Here is a 21037-nt window from a genome sequence, read left to right on the forward strand (position 1 = left end):
TTTGGACCCCTACAAGGTTCTTCCTTTAAGTATTTGTGTTCGAACGCCGATGGCAGAATCAGGTCCCCACGTTCGCATGCCGCGCTACCGCTGGTCGAAAACAATCACCCCTAAAGGAGTACTGGTGTCGACCTCGCGGGACTCGTTTCGGAGAATGTCCTTTCGACCAGCGCAAACACACCATGCACGCACATGGCGGCACACCTACGAACAGCCCGCCCGCCGCATAACGCGCTACAGCATCACAGCCCAAGCAGACCGACGCTCACCCCGGGCTAGAGCTCTTCGAGGCGGCCGTCGGCAAAGCGCAACGCGTAGCCTTCGTGGATGGCGGCGCCGGGGGCCTCGACGTCGTCGACACGCAAGAAGCGGGCGGTGACCTCGTCCTTCGTAACCTTCACGAGCATGTAGCCGTGGTCGTCGAGGTTAATGTGCCGGAAGTGTGGGTTGCGGCCCAAGAGGTGCTGCTCTGCGAGGCGGGAGACCGGGTTGCCGCGGGCTAGGCCCATCCGGTCGTCCATGTTCGTCGCGGAGACCGACGTAGTCACCAGCTCAGCGCCGAGGACTCGGCCGCGGTGGTTGATAACGCCGGCCCACTCGGAGTGGATATCGCCGGTGAGGAAGATGGTGGAGGCGTCGGGGCGCTCGTCGGCAAGCTGGTCGAGCAGCCGCTCCCGGTCCGCCGGGTAGCCATCCCACTGGTCCGGGTTCATGTGCGGCCCCAGCTCCGCGACGACGTCGCCACCCAAGAGCGGAGCAATCACCGGGCGCACCTTCGGATCCAGGCCCACGAGTTTGACCGGGGAGAACATCACCGAGTTGCCGATGAGCGCCCAGCGGGCGTCCGTCGTCGACAGCTTCCGGCTGAGCCACGCGAACTGCTCCTGGCCCATGATGGTGTGCTGGCCCTCGCCCGCCACGGGCCGCAGGCCGGGGCCCGAGCGGTAGGAGCGCAAATCGAGCATGTGCAGCTCAGCGAGCGTGCCGAAACGCAGGGAGCGATACAGCCGCCCGCCATCGGCCGGCGCCTCGCCGCGCACGGGCAGCCAGTCGAAGTAGGCGCGCATGGCGCCGTCGCGACGCTTCTCCCACGGCCCCTGGAACAGGGTGTGCTGCTTGGCGTCGTGCGCGTTCCAGTTGTCGGCGAACTCGTGGTCGTCCCAGGTGACCACCCAGGTGGCGGCGGCGTGCGCGGCCTGGAGCTCCGGATCTCGACGGTAGTGTCCGTAGCGCGCCCGATAATCGCCGATGCTCTCAAGCTCCCACGTGGGCTCAAACGCGCGGGTCACCCCACTTTTTCCGGGGTTGTCCCCGGAGGCGTACTCGTAGATGTAGTCGCCCAAGTGGACCACCAGGTCGATCTCGCCGGCCTGGGCGCGCTCGGCGATGTCGCCGTAGGCGCGGAAGTAGCCGGACTCGTAGTTCGCGCACGAACATACGGCCATCTGCACGGATTCCAGATCCGCGTTGTCGGCCGGCGCGGTGCGGGCCCTACCCGCCGGGGAGACCTGGCCGACCATGGGACCGTCGATCACTTCGAAGCGGTAGTAGTAGGTGGTCGCCGGCTTGAGCTCGTGAGGATCGACGTGCACGGTGTGGTCGGTAGCGCTGGTGGCGACGACCTCGCCGCTGCGCACGATGTTCATGAAATCCTCATCGCTGGCGACGTCCCAGCGCAGGGTGGTGTCGGCGCCGAGGCCGGAGCCCGGCACGGCCTGCGGCGAGGGGGTGACGCGCGTCCACAGGATGACGGTTCCGGGCAGCGGGTCGCCGGAGGCCACGCCGTGCATGAAGGCGTGGTGGATCTCCGTGGGATAGGCGCCCATGGTGCGCCCCAGCGGGTCGTGGTCGCTGCCGTCGACGTAGGCCTGCAGGCTGCGAGCGCGCACCGCGTCCTGGGAGGCGGGCAGGGCGGTAGCACCACCCACGGCGAGACCGGTGACGAGCAGGTGCCGTCTGCTCAGCCTCCAAGTCCGTGGGTTGCCCATATCCTCCAGCCTGCCATCTTCGCGTCTATTTCTCTTGTTAGTGCGCACACCTACCGCGCGCAGGCCACCCCGGTGGCGTGCGACGGGCAGTAGCCGTTGGGCACCTTGTGTAGGTACTGCTGGTGCTCGTCCTCGGCGAGGTAGTACTCGCCGGCGTCGGTATCGACCAGGCGCTTCATCTCGGTGGTGACCTCGCCATAGCCCTGTTCGGCGAGGCGGGTTCCGTAGTCGGCGACCATCTCGCGGATCAACTCTAGGTCTGCGTCGGCGTCCTCGCCCACCGTGTAGAAGGCGGAACGATACTGGGTGCCGACGTCATTGCCCTGCCGGTAGCCCTGGGTCGGGTCGTGGTCCTCGAGGCCGACGGCGACGATCTCACGCAGGCTGATGCGCTCGGGGTCGTAGACCACCTCGACGACCTCAACGTGGTTGGTGCGCCCCGTGCACACCTCGCCGTAGCTGGGGTTCTTCGTGGCGCCGCCGGCGTATCCGACGGAGGTGGACTCAACCCCGTCCATCTCCCAGAACATGCGCTCCGGGCCCCAGAAGCAGCCGATACCCACGAGCACCGACTTCTGGCCTTCCTTCCAAGGCCCGGTGATCGGGGTGCCCAACTCGGCGTGCGGCGCGGGCTGCGGGTTGACCGGTTCGTCGCTGCCGGCGAGGGTCTTCTCGGCAGGCAGCAGTTCCGGGGTGGGCATAAACATCCAACGCATGAGCGTCACCTCTATTGGTCTCGCCGAAGGTGTTCCTCTTCCTACAACGACAGGGACGCGAATTAGATTCCCTCACTTTCCTGCCGATGACCTGGCAATTAATAAGTTCAACAGATTGAACATTCTATTTCGATACATTTTCATTGCGAAAACCCCGCACATCCTTATAGTGGGGTTCACACGGCAGCGGGAGACCGCGGGCCAGCAATAGAACAACCGAGACAAACGAAAGGACTTCGGAAGATAATGGCTACCTACGAACTGCCTGAGCTCGATTACGATTACAACGCTCTTGAGCCGCACATCTCCGGCGAGATCATGGAGCTGCACCACTCCAAGCACCACAACACCTACGTCAAGGGCGCCAACGCGGCCCTCGAGGCCCTCGAGGAGGAGCGCAACGGCGAGGCTAACCCGGACAAGCTGCGCGCCCTGTCCAAGAACCTGGCCTTCAACTTGGGTGGCCACACCAACCACTCCATCTTCTGGAAGAACCTGTCCCCGAACGGTGGCGGCGAGCCGACCGGCGAGCTGGCCGAGGCCATCAACCGCGACTTCGGTGACTTCGAGAAGTTCAAGGCCCACTTCGGCGGTGTCGCCACCTCTATCCAGGGTTCCGGCTGGGCCGTCCTGGGCTACGACCACATCGCTGGCAAGCTGATCATCCAGCAGCTGACCGACCAGCAGGGCAACGTCTCCGTCGACTTCACCCCGCTGCTCATGCTGGATATGTGGGAGCACGCCTACTACCTCCAGTACAAGAACGTCAAGGGTGACTACGTCAAGGCCTTCTGGAACGTCGTGAACTGGGACGACGTTGCCGCCCGCTACGCCGACGCCAAGTAAGAGCTTTCGGCATAGCCCACGCCACCGCCGGAGGAGCATTCCTCTGGCGGTGGTTTTGTGTATCTGAGGCCTGTCCCACCCCCGGTGTCTACCCGCTCACGCACAATAGAAGACACCATGTCTGCCACTGAACTTCCCGACGATCGCCCCGCCGGCCTCCGCCGCGGCGAGCCTGCCTACAAGCGCGCCGCCACGGCCATGCTCATCGCGGGGCTCGCCGTCTTTGCGACGATGTACGCCACCCAGGCGATGCTGCCGGTGCTGACCGGCGAGCTCAACATCTCCCCGACGACGGCGGCGCTGACCGTCTCGGCCACCACGGGCGCGGTGGCGCTGTTCATCGTGCCGACGTCGATCCTCTCCGAGAAGCTCGGGCGCTCCCCCGTGTTGATCGCCTGCGCGCTCGGCGCCACGCTGCTCGGGCTGATCCTGCCGCTCGCCCCGAACGCGGAGTGGCTCATCGCCCTGCGCTTCGTCCAGGGCATCATCGCCGCCGGGGTGCCCGCCGTCGCCATGGCCTGGCTCTCCGAGGAGCTCCACCAGGACGACTTGGGCCGCGCCATGGGCCTCTACGTGGCGGGCACGACCGTCGGCGGGCTCTCCGGTCGCCTCTTACCCGCCGGCCTCTTGGAGGTCACCGACTGGCGGCCCGCGCTCTTCGCGCTCACCGCGCTCACCTTCGTCGGCGCCATCGTCATGACGATCCTTTTGCCTAAGCAGCGCCGCTTCCGCCCCAAAAGGATCTCTTTTTCCTCCGAGGCCCGCGCGGTGCTCAGCCACTGGCGCCACCCGCACCTGGCGGCGCTGTTTAGCATCGCGTTCGTCGGCATGGGCGTTTTCGTCTCGGTCTACAACTTCATCGGCTTCCGCATGATCGACGCCTTCGACCTCTCCCCCGGCCTCGTCGGGCTGGTGTTTCTGATGTATTTGTCGGGGACGTGGTCGTCGGCACGCGCGGGGGCGCTGTCCGACAAGTACGGCCGCGGCCTCATCATGTCCGCCGGCGCGGTGTTCATGTGGTGCGGACTGTGGCTTTTAGCCATCCCGAACCTGGTACTCACGCTCGTCGGGCTGCTCATCTTCACCGCGTCGTTCTTCGCGATGCACTCGACGGCCTCCGGGCGGATCGGGGTCATCGCCACGCAGCACCGCGCCGAGGCCTCCAGCATGTATCTCATGTGCTACTACCTGGGCTCCTCGGTTATCGGCGGCATAGCCGGGCTGGTGTTCACCGCCTTCCACTGGCCCGGCTTCATCACGACGGCCGCGGTGGTCCTCCTCGTCGTGGTCGGCACGGCTATCGCCCTGCAGGTCCAGCGCTCCCCGGGACACTGAGCACGGGCACGTTCTGCGCGCCCTCGCGCAGCCAGTGGCGCACGCGGGCGGTGGCGCGGGTGTCGTCGGCATTATAGCGCAGAAGCTCGGCGCGCGCCCGCTCTCCCTCCGCGCCGCCGGCGACCGCGATGCGCCGTGCGTTGACGGACTCCTCGCCGTCGACATCGTCATCCGACCAGTGATAGCCCGCCTGCGGGGCCACGACCTTCAACCCGATACCCGCCGTGCCCACCAACTGCCGACGCACCCAACTGAACACATCCACCCACTCATCTGACGCGATGAACTCCTCGACCTCCGCCAGCGAGGGCACCCCCTTATACCTGCCCGCGAACCTGCGCGCGGACGCCCGCAGCCAGTGGTTTTCGCCGTGCGCGCTATAGCAATACGCCGCGAAGCTCTGGTGGGCGCGGTGAGCCTGGGCCCTGCGCTGCATCAGCCAGTCCCAAAACTTTGCGAAGTTCTCGGCCTCCGCGGCACCGCCGACCTCCGACCACGTCACGAAGCCGTGGTAGTCCTCACCGTCGAACGCACCCCACAAGTACGCCCCCTGGTCGAGGTAGGCCTCCATATCGACGTCGATCTCCACGTCCGCCCGCGGGCCCATGACGTGCTCCGTGCGCCGCAACACCGGGACCCCGGCGCGCCAGGCCGCGGCGAGGGCGCTGGGTTCGCCGAGGCGGGCGTCGATAAGCGCGCCGACGGTCTCAATCCCGCGCTCCCGGAACGTCCGCGCACGATCGCCCGGCAGAACGAGGCTGATATCGTCGGCCTCTTCCAGCAGCGGACGGCACAGGTCCCAAAACCGGCACCCCGCGCACTCCTTCAGCCTCCGGGGCCGGGTGGACCAGCCGGCGGCGAGGGTGTCGTCAAGTGCGGGCTGCAACGCTCGCGTATCGACGACAAAAGCACGCCTCCGATCCTGCCCAATGAGTGCGCCTTTCGCGTCCGCGAGCTCCATGCGCACCAGCGCGCGGGCCGCCATGGCGAGGCGATGGCTGTCCGAGACATGGTGGCGCAGCCGATAGCCGGCCTCGACGGGTTTGCCGAGGCCCAGGCGGTGCGTGGGGATCATCGGCGTCGTGCGCGTCTCATGCGGACGCGCGACCCGGTGATTGGAGACCAACACCGGGCGGTAGGTGCCCTCGCCGGTGCGGATGAGGGCGTCCATGCGCACCCGCCAGTCGGTGCCGTTATCCCGCCCGGTGAGCACAGCGCCGGTGAGGATCGTGGGCTCGGCGGCGAGGGCTTCCAACGTGGCGAGGTCGGCGTCCTCGGCATCGGCGTCGAGGTCGATGCGCGAAAACGCGCGCCGCCGGCCATCGCCCAACGCGGGGCGCACCGGCAAGAGCGCGAGGACCTCCGCGCGCGCTAGGTGCAGACGCGCCCGCCTCGCCTTATCCGAATCCAGCGGCTCGATCTCCGGGTGCGCGCGGCGCTGCGGATAACGGAAACGGCATCCCACCAGGTCCGACGGGGTGACCGCGGAGGTGCGGTCTGCGGCCATGAGCGTCTCCTGGGTTCACGACGTACGGCTTGTCCCGCCACGGCGACGGGACACACGGGTACAGTTGTACCCGGATATTAACGCATTAATGTTTAGCCCCACGACGACCACGATGAACGCGGAGGTAGCAACGACCATGGGTGTGCTGAAGAAGCTGAGGAAGCGGCGCTCGCAAGCCAAGGCCGAGATCAAGGCCGCGCAGACGAAGGCCCGGCAGGAGGTCCAGGCCAGCGCGAAGGCGCTTAACCGTCGTGAGAAGCTTCTCGCCAAGCAGGAGAAGGCCCTGCTGAAGGCAGAAAAGAAGGGCCTGAAGAACAAGCGCAAGCACGAACTCGCCCTCGCGAAGGCGGAATACCAGAAGCGCAAGCACGGCCGTTTCAACGCCGACAACGTCAACCGCTACCTCAAGGCCGGGCGCATCGCCCTGCCCGTGCTCCTTCCGCTCATCTACCGCGGAATCACCCAGCTGCGCGACACCACCACCAACGCCCGCGCCAAGCGCGCCGGTGTCACCCGCGCTCAGCTGGCGCAGTTCTCCGGCCACGGCGCCGGCCTGCACGCCCGCATCCAGGGCATCCGTAACTCGCTCGAGGGCACCCACCTGCCCGCCGGTTTCCGCCGCGACATGGACGACCGCTTGAACGAGCTGCGCAGCGCCACCGACAACGCCGAATTCATGACCGCCGACCAGCGCCGCCGCGCGCACAACGCGATCAACTCGGACATCGACAAGGTCACCGCCGAGATCCAGGCGAAGATCACGGGTTAGCTTCGCACGGTTGGGCGGCGCTTCGCACGGTTGGGCAGCGCTTCGCACGCCTGGTCGAAAGGAGTCGGTCCTAAACGAGTCCCACGCGATCGAAACCAGCACTCCTTTCTATAGGGGTGAATTCGACCAGCGTTAGCGCGGCATACGGAAGAGATCGGCTGGTTCCGCCTACCGTGCGCCCCCATGGCGCTCCTGCGCAGCTGGGACGCAAAGGCTTGAAGGAAGAACCTTGAGGGACGCCAAATCGCCCCGTTTTCTCGCGCAAAACCTTAAAGGGCGCGCCCTTCAAGCATCATCCTTTAAGCATTTGCAAGCCAACGCCGCAGAAGCGGGCCGAAAAGCCGGCGACTAAAGCCAGGCAGGACCCAATAGCTATACGGAGGCAGCGTTTTCGCACGCCTGGTCGAAAGGAGTCGCCCCTAAACGAGTCCCACGGGGTCGAAACCAGTACTCCTTTCTGACGGACTCTTTTCGACCAGCGTTAGCGCGGCATGAACACCCGGCCACCGCCACAAAAACACGCACCCCACCACCACCCCACAGCACCAACCGTCATAGTGCGCTAACGCTCAGTCAGAAACGGAGGCGCTCCGTCGAGAAGCACAAGCCCTCAAGAAACGAACCTACAGCACGCCCTGCTCGCGGGCGGCGGCGACGGCGGAGGTCCGCGAGCGCACGCCGAGCTTGTCGTAGATGTGCACGAGGTGCGATTTCACGGTCGCTTCGCTGAGCATGAGCTCTTGCCCGATCTGCCGGTTCGACGACCCAGAGGCGACGAGCCCGAGCACTTCGAGTTCGCGCGGCGTCAACGACATCCGCGGGGTGCGCACGCGCATCATGAGGCGGTCGGCCACGCCGGGCGAGAGCGCCGAGTCGCCCTCGGCGGCGGAGCGGACGGCGGCGAGGAGCTCGTCGGGATCCGAGTCTTTGAGCAGGTAACCGACGGCTCCGGCCTCGATGGCGCCGAGGATGTCGGCGTCGGTGTCGTAGTTGGTCACGACGAGCACCTTCGGCGGCGTGCTCATCGAAGACTTGATCGTCGCGGTGGCCTCGGCCCCTCCGGTGACCTTGGTGCCTTCGACGCCGGCGCCGAAGCGTAAGTCCATGAGGATCACGTCGATGCCGCCGGCCTGCGCCGCGGAGATCGCGGCCTCGGCGGTGGCGACCTCCCCGACGACCGTGATGTCGTCGGCGTCCTCGAGCACCGCCCGCAGCCCTAGCCGCACGATCTCGTGGTCATCCGCGAGCAGTACCCGGATCATTCGCCTGTCCTTCCTTTACTGCGTCATTGTGTGGGGTTTGGCTCAAACTTTAGTCGAACCCCTCTACTGGGGTGGGCAGCACCGCGGAGACGGCCGTCGGCCCGCCGGGTTGCGACTCCATCGTCAACTGCCCGCCCCGCTCCTCAGCGCGCCGCCGCATCGCCTCCACCCCGACGTGACCCATTTCCGCCCGGCGCGTTCTCACAGACTGCAGGTCGAAGCCGCGGCCGTTGTCGACGACGTCGAGACGCACCTCGTCCTCCTCGTAGGTGACGGTGATACGGCAGCGGCTGGCTTCCGCGTGCTTGACGACGTTACCCACCGCCCCCTGCGCAATCCGCAGCAGCGCGGCTTCCACGGGCATGGGCAGTTCGCGCACCTCACCGTCGATATCGACCTCGATGCTGAGCTCGCCGGCCTGGCCGAAGGAGTCCGCCATGCGTTCGAGCGCGGCCTTCAGCGAGTGGCGGCTCAGGCTGTCGGGGGTGAGCGCGGCGATCATCGCGCGGGCCTCGGCGAGGTTTTCGGAGGCCGCCCGGCGCGCCTGGTCGATGCGCTCGAGCGCGTTGTCGCGGGCGTGCGCGTTATTCGTATCGCGCACCTCCCGCTCAGCGGCGTGCAGGAGCAGCTGGATGGAGGAGAGCCCCTGGGCGACGGTGTCATGGATTTCGTGGGCGAGGCGCTGGCGCTCAGCGATCACGCCCTGGTCGTGCTCGGACTGGGCGAGCTGCGCGCGGGTGTCCATGAGCTGGTTGATCAGCTGTTCGCGCTCGCTGCTGATGCGCTGGATCGATCGGTAGGCGTAGTAGACGGCCAGGGAGATCACCGCGGAGACGGCCGGACCCATGATCCCGCCGAAGGTCAGCCCGTTGGGGATCTGCATGATCACCGCGACCGACGCCGCGAAGACCACCGAGATGACTCCGCGCAGCTCATCGAGCACCTGGAGGTAGACGAAGAAGAGCGTGAACACCAGGTAGATGCCCACCGGGGAGACCACCATCTCCCCGATCCACAAGGCGGTGAGTAGGACGATCCAGGCCTGCTTCTTGCCGTCGGGCCAGCTGTCCACGGGGATGGAGCCTAAGAAGTAGACCGCCGCAAAGGCGGCAATGAGGATGAGGTTGATGGCGGCGTCGATAAGCGCCATTTGGAAAGACGACGCCACCGCGACCATCAGGAGCACCGCGGTGAAGATGTGGATGCCGTTGCGCAGGCCGTCTTCGTCCGTGGCGACGCCGGGTAAGGGGGTGCTCATGGGCTTTCATGGTACCCAGTAGGTCGGTGCGCGCCGCCGGGAGGAAGTAGAGTGTGGCGCATGCTCGAAGTGCTCACGTATCCGGTGTCGGCGGTCATCAAGCTGTGGCACCTTTTGCTGCACAACGTTTTTGGTATGGATGCCTCGATGGCCTGGATCCTCGCCATCGTGGGCCTCGTGGTGACAGTACGCACCCTGTTGTTGCCGTTCTTCTGGGCGCAGAAGCGCTCGTCGCGCCAGACGATCCTCATGCGCCCCGAGAAGCAGGCCCTGGAGGAGGAATACGCCGATACCACCGACCCGGGAGCGCTCTACGAGAAGCGGCAGAAAACTCGCGAGATGCACAAGCGATACGGGTTCAACCCGCTCGTTGGCTGCGTGCCGCCGCTGGTGCAGATCCCCATCATCATCGGCCTGTATCGGCTGCTCATGTGGATGTCGCGGCCCGAGATGCTCGCCGGCCACGAAAGGGCCGACGGCGGGTTGGGCGTGCTCAGCGAGGCGGATCTCGTCTCGTTCATGCAGACAGAGCTCTTCGGGGTGCCGGTGCCAGCCTACGTCGCCATGACGGAGGAACGCTTGGCGATTCTCGGAACCACCGCCTCCGAGGTCACCCCGTGGTTGCTCCTTTTGTGATCGTCGCAGCACTGCTGACCTTCACCAACCTGTGTGCGGGTACCTACAACACGTGGAAGCACATGGACTGGTCCATGCGCTTAAACCGCGGGATGTTCAAGTTCATGATCGTGATGACGGGGCTTCTGCCGCTGTTCATCCTGTGGCTCGGGCTGGCCGGCCCGCTGCCTTTCGCGCTGGTCTCCTACTGGGTGGTCTCGAACCTGTGGATGGTGGTGCAGACTCTGGTGCTCAACACCCTGGTGCAGCGCCGCTGGCCGGAGACCGAGGAGCATCACGAGCTGCGGCGGCGCCAGCGCGCAGAGCATCTGCAGTCGCGGCGGGATAAGAAGGCGGCGAAGAAGGAAGACCGCGACTATATCCGCAGTGCGAAAGAGCGCGGTTCCACGCGCGCGAAGGCGAAGGCGGAGCTGAAGAAGCGCGATCAGGATAAGGCGGCGGAGAAGAAGGCGCGGCGGAAGAAGCGTCGGCAAGCAGAGGCCTTGGCCAGCTGCCAGCTATCGCGCGAGCGGGCCCAGAAGATGAAGAAGCGCCGGGCCGCTGAAGGCGAGGCCCCGCAGTATCAGATGGAGTAGTCTGCCAGCGGCTCGTTGAGCATCTGGCGCGCAAGGTCGCGCGCGGTGTAGAGCGGGCCGGTGTCATGCAGCAGGCGGGCCCCGGCTTGGCCGCCGTCGAGGAAGATGAGCAGCTGGTTGGCCTGGGTGGCCGAGGGGTAGCCGTTTTTCCGGTTGAGCTCCTCGGTCATGGTGGCATGCATCCAGCGGCGATGCTCGAGGCAGGCGTCGACGATGCACTTCTCGGACTCGGTCTCGGGCTTGGGGTACTCGTTGGCGGCATTCAAGAAATAGGAGCCGCGGAAGTTCTTCTCCGGCTCGGTTTCGATAACCTCGTCGAAAAACGCGAGCAGCTTGTCCTGCGGGTCCGTCATGTCACGGGTGCGCTGGGCCCAGCGGGCGCGGGCCTTTTCGTCGAGCTGCTGCAGGTAGGCGACGACGAGGTTGTCCTTCGAGCCGAACAACGAGTACAGCGAAGCCTTCGCCACATCGGCCTCCCGGAGGATCCGGTCAATGCCGATCACCCGGATTCCTTCCGTGGTGAACAGTTCCGTCGCCGAGGTGAGCAACCGCTGCCGCGGCGACGGCCGGTTGCGGCGACTGGTCTTCTTCCTGGCACCTGCTGCAGCCACGAGGCTTCGAACCATCCTTCCTGAAAGGATTTTCTGAAAGGCCCTGTCTTCCTTCTCCTCCACAATATAGACAAACCGGTTTGTTTTGTCCCACAGGGTAGAAAATACGGGGAGAAAATACGGATAGAAAAATACCCCGCCCGTATGGCTACGAAGCGGGGTATACGCGTGCGGTCGGCGCAGCTAGCGCTTGATGCCGCGCACCAAGGCGATGAGAATCACCGCCCCCAAGATCGCGGTGAGGAAGCTTAAGAAGATACCCCACTGCTCGACGTCGAAGATCAGGCCCATGAGGAAGCCACCCAGCAGTCCGCCGACAATGCCGGCGAAGATGTTGGTCAGCAGCCCGGTTTCTGCGCTCTTAATCTTCGAAGCGATCCAGCCGGCGAGGCCGCCCAGGATGATCCAGCCGAAAAATCCGCCCAGTGAGACCATTGCAGTTCACCTTTCATCAGATGTGTCGTATTTAGTGCCCGTCCATCATTTCGCGCTTATGGCGGCGGGGCAAATCATAGAAACGGTGGGCATCTAGCGTTATCCCCCCCGTAAAGAGCACGCGAAGGCGACCGCACGCACGCTGGGCGTACGCACGGCCGGCTAAATCATACCTTTAAGGTTCAGGGGTGCAACCCGGGGTTAGCCTTTCGGCGGGCGCTTAAGCGCTCTCGGGGCGCACCACCATCATCGGGCACGGCGCGGACTGCAGCAGCGCACGGGAGGTCGAGCCGATGAGCATGCCCTTGAACCCGCCGCGACCGTGGGAGCCGACCACGAGGAGCTGGGCACCCTCAGCCTGCTCGGTCAGAGCACGCACCGGGCGATCACGGGCGATGACCTTGCCCACGCGCACGTCCGGGTACTTCTCGATCAGCGGAGCCAGTCGCTCACTCAGGATCTCAGTCTGCTGCTTCTCGATGGCCTCCCACTGGTTCTGGGCGGTGTTCACGCCGGCCAGGGAAGCCTGCGCCTGCATATCCATCCAGGTATGCACGGCGATGAGCTCCGCGCCGCGGGCGTTGGCCTCAGCGAACGCGTACTCGGTGGCCTTCTGGGAGACATCCGAGCCATCGACACCGACGACGACTGGGCCGTACTTGTTGGTCTCGGTCACGTGGTTGTCCTCGCGGACCACGACCACCGGGCAACTAGCGTGGGAGACCACCGCCGCGGACACCGAACCCATGACCATGCCGGACAGTCCGCCGAGGCCGCGGGAGCCTAAGACCACCATGGTCACGTCACGGCTCATCTCGAGCAGCATGTCGATCGGCGATCCTTCAGCGACGGTGTGTCCGATGAGGATGTCCGGGGCCACCTCGTGGGCGATCTCGCGGGCCGCTTCGATCTTCTCCATGGACTCAGCCTGCAAGTCCGAGAACAGCTCGTCCGGCGGCACCATGCCCTCGGCGTAGAGGTACTGCGGCATGGTGTAACTGGTTGCGAGGCGCAGCGGGATGTCCCGCTTCATGGCGGTGTTAGCCGCCCAGCGGACAGCGTTGGTGGAGGCGTCAGAGCCATCAACGGCAACGACGACGATGTCTTCCTTGGCCATTTTGTCTCGTCCTTTCGAAGGATCTACGGCAAAAACCTTTTTGTCCACTCCCCAATATACCCACGGAAGCGATCCGGCTATGACCTAATGAAGACAAAGGCGGTATGAGTTTACTCCGGGATCTCGATCGGGTGGGCAGCCTCCGCGTTCGCCGGGTAGAGCAGCTCGTAGAGGAACTTGAAAAACTCGAGGATGGCGGCTCCGATACCCTCGGAGGAGAATTCGATAGCCGGCTGGAGGATCTCTTCTAAGTTCATGCGCAAAAGCATAGCACCGTTGCCCATTCGCGACGGCCTCAACCCCACCCGCGTCCGCGTACCGCATGACGTCATGGATATCACTGCAGGTCAGTTCGTCACGCGGCTGATCGAGACGCAGCGGCATCGCCACCCCCATGACGATACCCAGGCCATCTTAAACCGCTTTTCCGCCGGCGAAGTGGTCGACTCCCGCGGGCGCCCGCTCGCCTTCGATAGCCCGGTTCCGCCCGGCACGGACGTCTGGTTCTACCGGATGCCGGCTCCCGAAAAACCGGTACCCTACGAGATCGTCGTGGTCCACGAGGATGAGCGGCTTATGGTCGTCGATAAGCCTCCCTTCCTCGCGACGATGCCCCGCGCCCAGCACATCACCGAGACCGCGACCGTGCGCCTGCGCCGCGCGACTGGAAATAACCTCTTGGTGCCCGCGCACCGCCTCGACCGCCTCACCGCCGGGCTGCTGGTCTTCACGAAATACCCCGCAATCCGCAGCGCCTATCAGCGCCTCTTCGCGGAGCGGAAGGTAGAAAAGGTCTACGAGGCGATCGCGCCCTACTCGCCCGAACTGGCCGAAGCTTCCCCCATCACCTGGGAGAATCGCATTCACAAGGAGCCCGGGCGCTACCAGGCGGAGCTTATCGACGGCCCCGCCAACGCCCGCACCCTCCTCGCCCGAGTCGACCGGATCGGCAGCGCAGAACAGCGCCGCCTCGAAGCCATCCACGGCCCGCAGCCGCCGCTCGCGCGCTACGAGCTGCACCCGCACACGGGCCGGACGCATCAGCTGAGGCTGCACATGTGGACCGCCGGCGTGCCGATCCTCGGCGACGGCGCCTACCCCACTCCCCTCGATCCCGAGGACGAGGACTTCTGTGCCCCGCTACGCTTGACCGCCCGGCGCCTTTCCTTCCGGGACCCCATCGACCACACTGACCGCACATTCGAGACCCACCGTTGGTGACACGCTATGGCCGACAACATCTTTTCCACCATCACCGCGCTCGCCGCGCAGCACGACGCGATCAACCTCGGGCAGGGCTTTCCGGATTTCTCCGGCCCCGAGCGCATGCTGTCCATCGCCAGCCAAGAGATCCTGAACGGAAATAATCAGTACGCCCCATTGCGCGGCTTACCCACGTTTCTCACTGCGGTTTCCGAACAACGCGAGCGCAACTATGGCTTAAGCTTCGATCCAGAGACGGAGATCGTCGCCACCGTGGGTGCCACCGAGGGGATCGCCGCGACGGTGCTCAGCCAGGTGGGCCCCAATGATGAGGTCATCTGCTTCGAGCCCTACTACGACGCCTACGCCGCCGCCATCGACCTGGCCGGCGGGCGGCGGGTGTCGGTCCCGCTCATCCACGATGATTCCGGGTGGCAGATTGATACGGACGCTTTCCGACGGGCCATCTCCCCCTCCACCCGCCTCGTCATCATCAACAATCCGCACAACCCCACCGGGGCGGTGCTGGATCTCACCGAGTTCTCGGGTGTCTGCCGCGAGCACGATCTCACGGTCCTTTCCGACGAGGCCTACGAATACCTCGTCTATGACGGCAGGCGTCATGTACCGACGGCCGCCTACCCCGGCATGCCCGAGCGTACGGTGACCGTCGGTTCGGCTGCGAAGACCTTCGCCGTGACCGGCTGGAAAACCGGTTGGGCGCTGGGGCCCACACGGTTGATTGCCGAGGTCACGGCGGCGAAGCAGTATTTGACGTTCGTCGGCTTCACCCCTGCGCAACCGGCGATCGCTTATGCGCTCCGGGAGGAAATGGGCTGGGTTTCTTCTATGGTTTCGAGCCTTCAAGAGCAGCGCGACCTATTGGCCTCCTCCTTGCGCGAGGCGGGGTTGAAGGTGCTCGATTCACAGGGCACGTTCTTCTTGCTTGCCGACGTCACCACCCACCTCTCACCCTCCCAGACAGGCGCCGACTGGTGCCGGGCACTGATCGAAAAGTACGGGGTGGCGGCGATTCCGGTGGAGGTCTTCGCCGATCACCCGGAGAAGTGGTCCCACCTGGTGCGTTTCACGTATTGCAAGGGTCAAGAGACGATGGCTGAAGCCCGCCGTCGGTTGTCGCGTGTGGGTGAGTAGATGCGGTGCGGGGCGGAGGCCGAGCGTCGCAAAGCACCTTTGCGTAATCTGGCCCACACACCAACCCGAAGGAGGCACATCATGTTCACCCGTTCCCGAGCTGACGTCCCCACCGTCGAGTGGGGTGGCGGAACCAGCGAGCGTCTGCTGACCGCGAAAGACAACATGGGCTTCGCCGTGGCGCACACGGTGGTGCGCGCCGGCTCTGAGTCTCGCCTGCAGTACCGCAATCACTTAGAGGCCTGCTACTGCATCAGCGGTTCCGGCGAGGTGGAGGATACCGACGGCACCGTCTACCCCATCACCCCGGGCACGATTTACGTGCTCGACGAGCACGACCCGCACATTCTGCGCGGCGGCAAGGACGAGGACCTCGTCTTGGTCAGCGTGTTCAACCCGGCGATCACGGGCGAGGAGAGGCACACGCTGAGCGAGGACGGTTTCAGCTCCTACTAGGCCGCCTTTAGGCCAGGTCGTAGAGCGTGATCCCGCCGAGGACCAGCGTGATCAGGAAGACGGCGCCGCCGAGGATGTTCGCGGTGGCACCGTTGGCGTGTTCGCCGAGGACGCGCCTGTTGTTCATGGTGACCAGCAGAAAGAACGCGATGATGGGCAAAAGCACGCCGTTAGCGGCCTGCGCCAGGATGATCACCTGGATAGGGTTGGCGCCAGTGATAGCGATGACCGCGCCCACGATCACCACGACTAAGAAGATGCCGCGGAACTTCGGGTCCTTCAGGTCGAAGGACCACCCGAGCAGGCCGGTGATGGCGTAGGCGGCGCCCAAAGGCCCCGCAATTGCCGACGTCAACCCCGCCGCGAACAGACCAATCGCCAGCGCCCACGGTGCGAACGCACCGAGGGTGGGTCGCAGCGGCTCGGCGAGGTCAGCGCCGGATTCGGCGGCAAGCCCCTGGGTGAACATGACGGCGGCGGCCGTCGAGAGGATCGCCAGGGTGATCAGCCCTCCCACCGTGATGGAGACAGCGTTATCCACCCGCCCCTTCTTCAGAGCGGTCTCGGGGTCCTCCGCGCCCCACTTCTCGCGCACCAGGTTGGAGTGCAGGAAGACGTTGTAGGGCACGACGGTGGTGCCGATCAGCGCGATGGCCGTCAGCAGTGACCCGTCCGGGATGGTGGGCACGAACGTCCCACGCAGCAGGGCCCCGAGGTCCGGTTTGACCGCTACGACGGTGACGAGGAACACCGCCGCCAGCAGGATCACCAGCACGGACATCACCTTCTCCAGCAGCTTGTAGCTGCCGGAGAGCAAAAGCGCGATGATGACCGCCGCGATGATGCCGGCCAGCACGGGCACCGGCAGGCCGGTCACGGAGCTTAAGGCGAGCGAGGTGCCTGTGGTGTCCCCGCCGGCGTAGGCGGCGCCGCCGACGCCGATCGCGGCGACGACCAGGGCGATCATCGCCACCCTGGCGGCCTTGTTGCTAAACGTTGCGCGCAGCGCCTCGCCGGTGCTCAACCGTGCGCTCAGGCCGAGGCGCACGGACATCTCCTGCAGGATGATGGTCGCGATAATGGAAAAGGCCACCGCCCAAGTGAGCGCGAAGCCATAACTCGCGCCGGTGACGGTCGCCGTGGTGACGGTGCCGGGGCCGATGAAGGACGCGCTGATCAGCAGTCCCGGCCCCAGCCAGCCGGATTTTTTCCTGCTCATAATCTACCCTCAATGTGGTTGCGGTCACATTCGAGGGTTAGTCTACGTGATACCAGCGCCCTAGCGCCGCAGCATCTCCCTGATCTGCTCCGCGAGCGGGGCGAACGCCCCGCCTAGGCACACGGCGATGATCGCGATGAGGCCACCAACCACAGCCCACAGAGCCACCTTTTCCGCCGAGGATCCCGTCTCTGGCGCCGTGGCGGCCCGCGCGGTCAGCCACTGGTCCGGGCCAATCGGGTGGTCCACCATGCGGACCTCGCCGATGGAGCCGTACCAGCCGTCCTGCTTGATGCCCTCCCACGCGGAGGTGCCGAGCAACCAGGAGAAGGCCTCCCCGGCCATGCCCACCGGGCCATAACCGTCGCGCATCATGGGCGCGCCGTCGACATACATGGTCACGGATTTATCGGCGGGGTCGTTGACCACGGCGACGTGCATCCAGCGGCCCTTGGGCACCTCGTGGGTCCAGTTGGAGAAGCCCTCCCCGTTCTCGCCCAGTGCGTACCAGCGCAGTTCGCGCAGGTTGGAGGCGCCGAGCATCTGGGCGGGGTCGCCGTCGTCAAGCGCTGCGTCGATGTCGGTACCCGACGCGTTGCGGATGAGCGCATTGGACCAGCCATTGTCGTCGCCGTTGAAGTTCTCGTCGAGTTTGAGGAAGGCCTCGAGCGTGTAACCGTTCTCGAAGTTCTCCGAGTTGATGGCGGCATCGGCGGCGGTCTCGAAGTAGGAGACGGCCAGATCCGACGTCGGCTCGTCGAAACGCAGCGAGCCCGCGTCCGCGCTCAACGGGTGCTTGTCCTTCGTGTAGGTCACCATCTCCTCGGTGGTGCCCGGCTTCAGCGGCACGCGCGTCATGTTTTGCGGCTTCACGACGTCCGGCACAACCGACCCGGCCGGCACAGCCTCGCCCTCACCGAACCGCTTGCCGTTGAACTCGGCCATGCCGGGGCGCCAGTGCACGGCGGTGCCCTCGACGTGGGCATAGTCCTCGGTGGAGCGCGGCCTGTCGGCCTCGGTGATCTGGTGTGGGGTGTAGCCCTCGCTCACGGTATCGCGCAGCACAGCGGTGTAGTCGGGGTCGTCTTCCTCGCCAGGCTGCCACTCCTCGTTGAAACCCGCGAAGCGCTCATCGAAGTTGAGCGGGATCGAGTAGCTGTCGCTGGCGCCGTCGGGCAGGAGCTCGTCGAACTGGGTCAGCTGGGAGCGGTCTTTGGACTGCACCCAGGGGGAGAACGCGGTCATGTCGAGCGTGTTACCGCTCAGGTCGAACTGGATTAGGCCGCCGAGGCCGTTTCCACCGAGATAGGCCATCTGGTAGTCCTGCAGGATGTTGATCACCTGGTTGCCGGCGTCGTTGGTGCTCACGTGGTAGCCGGCGCCGTGGTGGTGGCCGCCGAGGGTGAGGAAGATCTGGTCGTTTTTGCGGATCAACCGGTCCCACAGGTGCTCGCCGTAGTCCTCGGAGTAGAACACGTTACCCTCGCCGTCGATATTCGAGACCTCGTGGGCGGTGAGGATGACCGGCAGGGTGGGGTGGGCGTCGATAATGCTCTGCGCCCAATCTAGGGTGTCGTCGGGGGCGCGGAAGCCGAGCGCGAGGACGAGGCATTGCTGCCCCTCGGCCTCGAAGATGTGGTATTCGGACTCGAGCTTCTGGCCGTCGGTCGTTGAAACATGGCGTCCCCGAACGTCTCGTTCTCTGCGGCGCGGGACTCGGGGAAGTACGTCTCGAAGGCGGAGGCCTCTCCCCGCATATCTAGGTCATGGTTGCCGGGCAGGACGGAGTAGTCCACGTCCGCGGCCTCCAGTCGCTGCATCGCGTTGGAGGCGACGTCCCAGCTGGCGTCGTCCTCGGGCTCGTCGACGACGTCGCCGAGATGCGTAACAAACGGCATGTTCAGCTTCGCGTGGTTGTCGGCGAAGAACTGGGTTTGCACGTCGTAGGGGTTCGACCCGTAGCGCGACCCGAAGATGTCGCCGGCGGCCTCGGTTCCGTACCGGGCGTAGAACTGGGTGTCCGGCAGAACGCCAAGGCTGAAGCGGGAGCCGAGGTCCTCCTCCGCATGGGAGGGCACGGCTACGAGAGGTGTAAGTAGGGAGAAAGCGGTGACGACGGCGATGCGGGAGCGCACGGTGAACATCCTTTGTTCAGTTCGGTTAACTGTTCCTATGGGTACGGTAGGGACCCTAGGTATCCGGCCGATGAACTCTGGGTGAAATGCTAGCGCTTTAAGGCGTTCTCTATCCTTCGTCGGCTACCTCCTTGTTTTCAAGGCGGAATAACCGTGCGCGTGCTGTGCGCTTTGACGCGGGCTGCAACGGAGAGCTTAGGGATGATCGATGCGAGCCGTGCTGGGAGTCCGGGGGGCACAGCGCCGGGATTTCTATGCCACGGCATAATGCGTCAATAGTTTCGCAAGTGTGTAAACGGAACGGATTCGAACCCACGAACTGCTTTCATGATTCCCCCGAGGTTCCGATCTCTATGCGGTCGCATAGTTACCTCGGAGTATTACGCACGTTCGTAAAAATCAGAGGCTGCGGGTGACAGTGCGTCTCGTAGACCTATGAGTTCTCCGCGTTTCATTGATATGCGATTACGCACGTGCGTAAAGTTTTCGGCTCGCACTATGCCGCGGCATAGTCAACCTGGGGTTGTTCTGGTCATGGGATCAACTCCGTGATACCAATGACACTCGTATGCCTATAGGTTCCCCGGAATCCATTGATTCCTGATTACGCACGTGCGTAAAAACCAGAGAGCGACTCCGTAACTCCACCAGAGGGTTCTCGCGTACCTATGCGCCTCCCGGGATCCATCGGATCCGGATTACGCACGTGCGTAAAAACCAGGGGCCTCGGGTGACAGTGTGTGTCGTGCGCCTATCAGTTCCCCGGAATCCATAGATTTCCGATTACACACGTGCGTAAAGTTTTCGGCCCCACTATGCGGCGGCATAGAGAGTCCGTGCCTGTTTCCGCTCGCAGAGTAGCTGCGGTGGCCCTGTTATGGACGAACGGCCGAGTGACTCCTCCAACAGCCAACCCTGTTTTACGCACGTGCGTAAAACCCATCACGAAACGGCGGCAAGCTGGCACTACGGTTACCGAAGGGGTGGGTCTGCCATCCACCGCCGTATTCTCTATGCCACGGCATAGGAATTCTGGGGTTGTTCTGGTCGTGGGATCAACTCCGTGATACCAATGACACTCGTATGCCTATAGGTTCCCCGGAATCCATTGGATCCGGATCACGCCCGTGCGTAAAAACTCGCTCCGCACTATGCGGCGGCATAGTACCCCTGGGGCTGTCACCGCTCGCAGGATCGCTGCGGTGGGCCTGTTATGAACAAAGGCCTCAGGTAACAATCCTTCCCGCGCACCTATGAATTCCCCGGGTTTCACCCCTTCCCGATTACGCACGCGCGTAAAAACCAAGGCCTCACGTGACAGTGTGTCTCGTACACCTATAAGTTCTCCGCGATTGTTGATTTGTAATTACGAACGTGCGTAAAAACCAGAGAGCGACTCCACACCTCCACCAGAGAAATCCCGTACACCTATGCGGTCCCCGCAACCCATAGAATCCGGCTTACACACGCACCTAAAAACCCCAAACACCCCCACACACAAACAAAAAAGAGTGTGGTGACCCACCCAACCCCCAACAAGAGGTACACAGGCAGACCACCACACACACATTTACTTATCCATACCACAATTGTGGCCGGCGGCAACCTACTCTCCCACACCCTCCCAGGTGCAGTACCATCAGCGCGCACAGACTTAGCTACCGGGTTCGAAATGGGACCGGGCGTGACCCTGACGCTATCAACCACCGACACAACCACAAGACAACACAAACCCCACACCACAAGGCAGGCGGTGTCATGCCAGACACTGCACAGCAGACACAAACAACAACAATCTCACTAGTATTTCTTGC

General features: G+C 64.4%; 20 protein-coding genes and 1 rRNA gene. 8 read left to right on the forward strand and 13 right to left on the reverse strand.

Annotation, left to right across the window (positions count from 1 at the left end; translation table 11 throughout):
* Nucleotides 1-275 precede the first annotated feature (275 nt).
* Complete coding sequence (locus tag C3B44_RS11080) at nucleotides 276-1988, reverse strand: alkaline phosphatase D family protein (RefSeq protein WP_108432415.1); 1713 nt, start codon at nucleotides 1986-1988, stop codon at nucleotides 276-278.
* A 50-nt stretch (nucleotides 1989-2038) separates the two neighbouring features.
* Nucleotides 2039-2704: a peptide-methionine (S)-S-oxide reductase MsrA gene (gene msrA, locus C3B44_RS11085; protein WP_108432669.1), complete on the reverse strand. Its 666-nt coding sequence runs from the start codon at nucleotides 2702-2704 to the stop codon at nucleotides 2039-2041.
* A 246-nt stretch (nucleotides 2705-2950) separates the two neighbouring features.
* On the opposite strand from msrA, the gene C3B44_RS11090 reads away from it, so the two are divergent.
* Together C3B44_RS11090 and C3B44_RS11095 are read left to right on the forward strand one after the other, a co-directional pair.
* Nucleotides 2951-3550, forward strand: coding sequence for a superoxide dismutase (locus C3B44_RS11090; protein ID WP_108432416.1), 600 nt, complete (start codon nucleotides 2951-2953; stop codon nucleotides 3548-3550).
* Between the two features lie 117 nt (nucleotides 3551-3667).
* Entirely contained in the window at nucleotides 3668-4885 is a 1218-nt protein-coding gene (locus C3B44_RS11095; RefSeq protein ID WP_108432417.1) for an MFS transporter, read from the forward strand.
* Here the strand turns inward: C3B44_RS11095 and C3B44_RS11100 are convergent.
* Nucleotides 4848-6392, reverse strand: coding sequence for a TM0106 family RecB-like putative nuclease (locus tag C3B44_RS11100; protein ID WP_108432418.1), 1545 nt, complete (start codon nucleotides 6390-6392; stop codon nucleotides 4848-4850). The genes C3B44_RS11095 and C3B44_RS11100 overlap by 38 nt on opposite strands.
* Nucleotides 6393-6480: 88 nt before the next feature.
* Between C3B44_RS11100 and C3B44_RS11105 the strand changes: the two genes are divergently transcribed.
* Nucleotides 6481-7161, forward strand: a complete 681-nt coding sequence (locus C3B44_RS11105; protein ID WP_412841945.1) for a DUF6474 family protein — start codon at nucleotides 6481-6483, stop codon at nucleotides 7159-7161.
* A 623-nt stretch (nucleotides 7162-7784) separates the two neighbouring features.
* On the opposite strand, the gene C3B44_RS11110 is transcribed toward C3B44_RS11105, so the two are convergent.
* Both C3B44_RS11110 and C3B44_RS11115 read right to left on the reverse strand, forming a co-directional pair.
* Nucleotides 7785-8423 (reverse strand): LuxR C-terminal-related transcriptional regulator, encoded by a 639-nt coding sequence (locus tag C3B44_RS11110; RefSeq protein WP_108432420.1) that lies wholly within the window; start codon nucleotides 8421-8423, stop codon nucleotides 7785-7787.
* A 49-nt stretch (nucleotides 8424-8472) separates the two neighbouring features.
* Nucleotides 8473-9681 carry a sensor histidine kinase gene (locus C3B44_RS11115; RefSeq protein WP_108432421.1) on the reverse strand — a complete coding sequence of 403 codons (1209 nt, stop codon included), beginning with the start codon at nucleotides 9679-9681 and terminating at the stop codon, nucleotides 8473-8475.
* Nucleotides 9682-9741: 60 nt separating this feature from the next.
* On the opposite strand from C3B44_RS11115, the gene yidC reads away from it, so the two are divergent.
* Entirely contained in the window at nucleotides 9742-10317 is a 576-nt protein-coding gene (yidC, locus tag C3B44_RS11120) for a membrane protein insertase YidC (protein WP_108432422.1), read from the forward strand.
* Nucleotides 10299-10892, forward strand: a complete 594-nt coding sequence (locus C3B44_RS11125) for a hypothetical protein (RefSeq protein ID WP_158268627.1) — start codon at nucleotides 10299-10301, stop codon at nucleotides 10890-10892. Before yidC ends, C3B44_RS11125 begins: the two co-directional genes overlap by 19 nt.
* On the opposite strand, the gene C3B44_RS11130 is transcribed toward C3B44_RS11125, so the two are convergent.
* From C3B44_RS11130 to C3B44_RS11840, 4 genes are all read right to left on the reverse strand, one after another.
* Nucleotides 10880-11518, reverse strand: coding sequence for a TetR/AcrR family transcriptional regulator (locus C3B44_RS11130; RefSeq protein WP_108432423.1), 639 nt, complete (start codon nucleotides 11516-11518; stop codon nucleotides 10880-10882). The two genes, C3B44_RS11125 and C3B44_RS11130, sit on opposite strands and share 13 nt — an antisense overlap.
* Before the next feature lie 168 nt (nucleotides 11519-11686).
* Complete coding sequence (locus C3B44_RS11135) at nucleotides 11687-11938, reverse strand: GlsB/YeaQ/YmgE family stress response membrane protein (protein WP_108432424.1); 252 nt, start codon at nucleotides 11936-11938, stop codon at nucleotides 11687-11689.
* A 220-nt stretch (nucleotides 11939-12158) separates the two neighbouring features.
* Entirely contained in the window at nucleotides 12159-13055 is an 897-nt protein-coding gene (locus C3B44_RS11140; protein WP_108432425.1) for a universal stress protein, read from the reverse strand.
* Nucleotides 13056-13165: 110 nt separating this feature from the next.
* A complete protein-coding gene (locus tag C3B44_RS11840; RefSeq protein WP_199222398.1) occupies nucleotides 13166-13312 on the reverse strand; it encodes a hypothetical protein in 147 nt (48 codons plus the stop codon).
* On the opposite strand from C3B44_RS11840, the gene C3B44_RS11145 reads away from it, so the two are divergent.
* The 3 genes from C3B44_RS11145 to C3B44_RS11155 all read left to right on the forward strand — a co-directional run bounded on the left by C3B44_RS11145 (nucleotide 13248) and on the right by C3B44_RS11155 (nucleotide 15869).
* A complete protein-coding gene (locus tag C3B44_RS11145) occupies nucleotides 13248-14276 on the forward strand; it encodes a pseudouridine synthase (RefSeq protein ID WP_108432426.1) in 1029 nt (342 codons plus the stop codon). The two genes, C3B44_RS11840 and C3B44_RS11145, sit on opposite strands and share 65 nt — an antisense overlap.
* A gap of 6 nt (nucleotides 14277-14282) precedes the next feature.
* Nucleotides 14283-15413, forward strand: a complete 1131-nt coding sequence (locus C3B44_RS11150) for an aminotransferase class I/II-fold pyridoxal phosphate-dependent enzyme (protein ID WP_108432427.1) — start codon at nucleotides 14283-14285, stop codon at nucleotides 15411-15413.
* Nucleotides 15414-15494: 81 nt separating this feature from the next.
* Complete coding sequence (locus tag C3B44_RS11155; protein WP_108432428.1) at nucleotides 15495-15869, forward strand: ectoine synthase; 375 nt, start codon at nucleotides 15495-15497, stop codon at nucleotides 15867-15869.
* Between the two features lie 7 nt (nucleotides 15870-15876).
* On the opposite strand, the gene C3B44_RS11160 is transcribed toward C3B44_RS11155, so the two are convergent.
* From C3B44_RS11160 to rrf, 4 genes are all read right to left on the reverse strand, one after another.
* Complete coding sequence (locus C3B44_RS11160) at nucleotides 15877-17088, reverse strand: Nramp family divalent metal transporter (RefSeq protein ID WP_108432429.1); 1212 nt, start codon at nucleotides 17086-17088, stop codon at nucleotides 15877-15879.
* A 60-nt stretch (nucleotides 17089-17148) separates the two neighbouring features.
* Nucleotides 17149-18564 carry a LamG-like jellyroll fold domain-containing protein gene (locus C3B44_RS11165; RefSeq protein WP_235840392.1) on the reverse strand — a complete coding sequence of 472 codons (1416 nt, stop codon included), beginning with the start codon at nucleotides 18562-18564 and terminating at the stop codon, nucleotides 17149-17151.
* A gap of 89 nt (nucleotides 18565-18653) precedes the next feature.
* Nucleotides 18654-19166: a metallophosphoesterase gene (locus C3B44_RS12035; protein WP_235840391.1), complete on the reverse strand. Its 513-nt coding sequence runs from the start codon at nucleotides 19164-19166 to the stop codon at nucleotides 18654-18656.
* A gap of 1650 nt (nucleotides 19167-20816) precedes the next feature.
* Nucleotides 20817-20934, reverse strand: a 5S ribosomal RNA gene (gene rrf, locus C3B44_RS11170).
* Nucleotides 20935-21037: the final 103 nt, after the last annotated feature.

The organism is Corynebacterium yudongzhengii (genome assembly GCF_003065405.1).
GTDB lineage: Bacteria > Actinomycetota > Actinomycetes > Mycobacteriales > Mycobacteriaceae > Corynebacterium > Corynebacterium yudongzhengii.

Coding starts and splice junctions, on each gene's coding strand:
- msrA (WP_108432669.1), bottom strand. CDS start 2,704: ATGCGTTGGATGTTTATGCCCACCCCGGAACTGCTGCCTGCCGAGAAG.
- C3B44_RS11135 (WP_108432424.1), bottom strand. CDS start 11,938: ATGGTCTCACTGGGCGGATTTTTCGGCTGGATCATCCTGGGCGGCCTC.
- C3B44_RS11130 (WP_108432423.1), bottom strand. CDS start 11,518: ATGGTTCGAAGCCTCGTGGCTGCAGCAGGTGCCAGGAAGAAGACCAGT.
- C3B44_RS11110 (WP_108432420.1), bottom strand. CDS start 8,423: ATGATCCGGGTACTGCTCGCGGATGACCACGAGATCGTGCGGCTAGGG.
- C3B44_RS11160 (WP_108432429.1), bottom strand. CDS start 17,088: ATGAGCAGGAAAAAATCCGGCTGGCTGGGGCCGGGACTGCTGATCAGC.
- C3B44_RS11115 (WP_108432421.1), bottom strand. CDS start 9,681: ATGAGCACCCCCTTACCCGGCGTCGCCACGGACGAAGACGGCCTGCGC.
- C3B44_RS11080 (WP_108432415.1), bottom strand. CDS start 1,988: ATGGGCAACCCACGGACTTGGAGGCTGAGCAGACGGCACCTGCTCGTC.
- C3B44_RS11140 (WP_108432425.1), bottom strand. CDS start 13,055: ATGGCCAAGGAAGACATCGTCGTCGTTGCCGTTGATGGCTCTGACGCC.
- C3B44_RS11090 (WP_108432416.1), top strand. CDS start 2,951: ATGGCTACCTACGAACTGCCTGAGCTCGATTACGATTACAACGCTCTT.
- C3B44_RS11145 (WP_108432426.1), top strand. CDS start 13,248: ATGGCGGCTCCGATACCCTCGGAGGAGAATTCGATAGCCGGCTGGAGG.
- yidC (WP_108432422.1), top strand. CDS start 9,742: ATGCTCGAAGTGCTCACGTATCCGGTGTCGGCGGTCATCAAGCTGTGG.
- C3B44_RS11155 (WP_108432428.1), top strand. CDS start 15,495: ATGTTCACCCGTTCCCGAGCTGACGTCCCCACCGTCGAGTGGGGTGGC.
- C3B44_RS11150 (WP_108432427.1), top strand. CDS start 14,283: ATGGCCGACAACATCTTTTCCACCATCACCGCGCTCGCCGCGCAGCAC.
- C3B44_RS11105 (WP_412841945.1), top strand. CDS start 6,481: ATGTTTAGCCCCACGACGACCACGATGAACGCGGAGGTAGCAACGACC.
- C3B44_RS11840 (WP_199222398.1), bottom strand. CDS start 13,312: ATGAACTTAGAAGAGATCCTCCAGCCGGCTATCGAATTCTCCTCCGAG.
- C3B44_RS11100 (WP_108432418.1), bottom strand. CDS start 6,392: ATGGCCGCAGACCGCACCTCCGCGGTCACCCCGTCGGACCTGGTGGGA.
- C3B44_RS11095 (WP_108432417.1), top strand. CDS start 3,668: ATGTCTGCCACTGAACTTCCCGACGATCGCCCCGCCGGCCTCCGCCGC.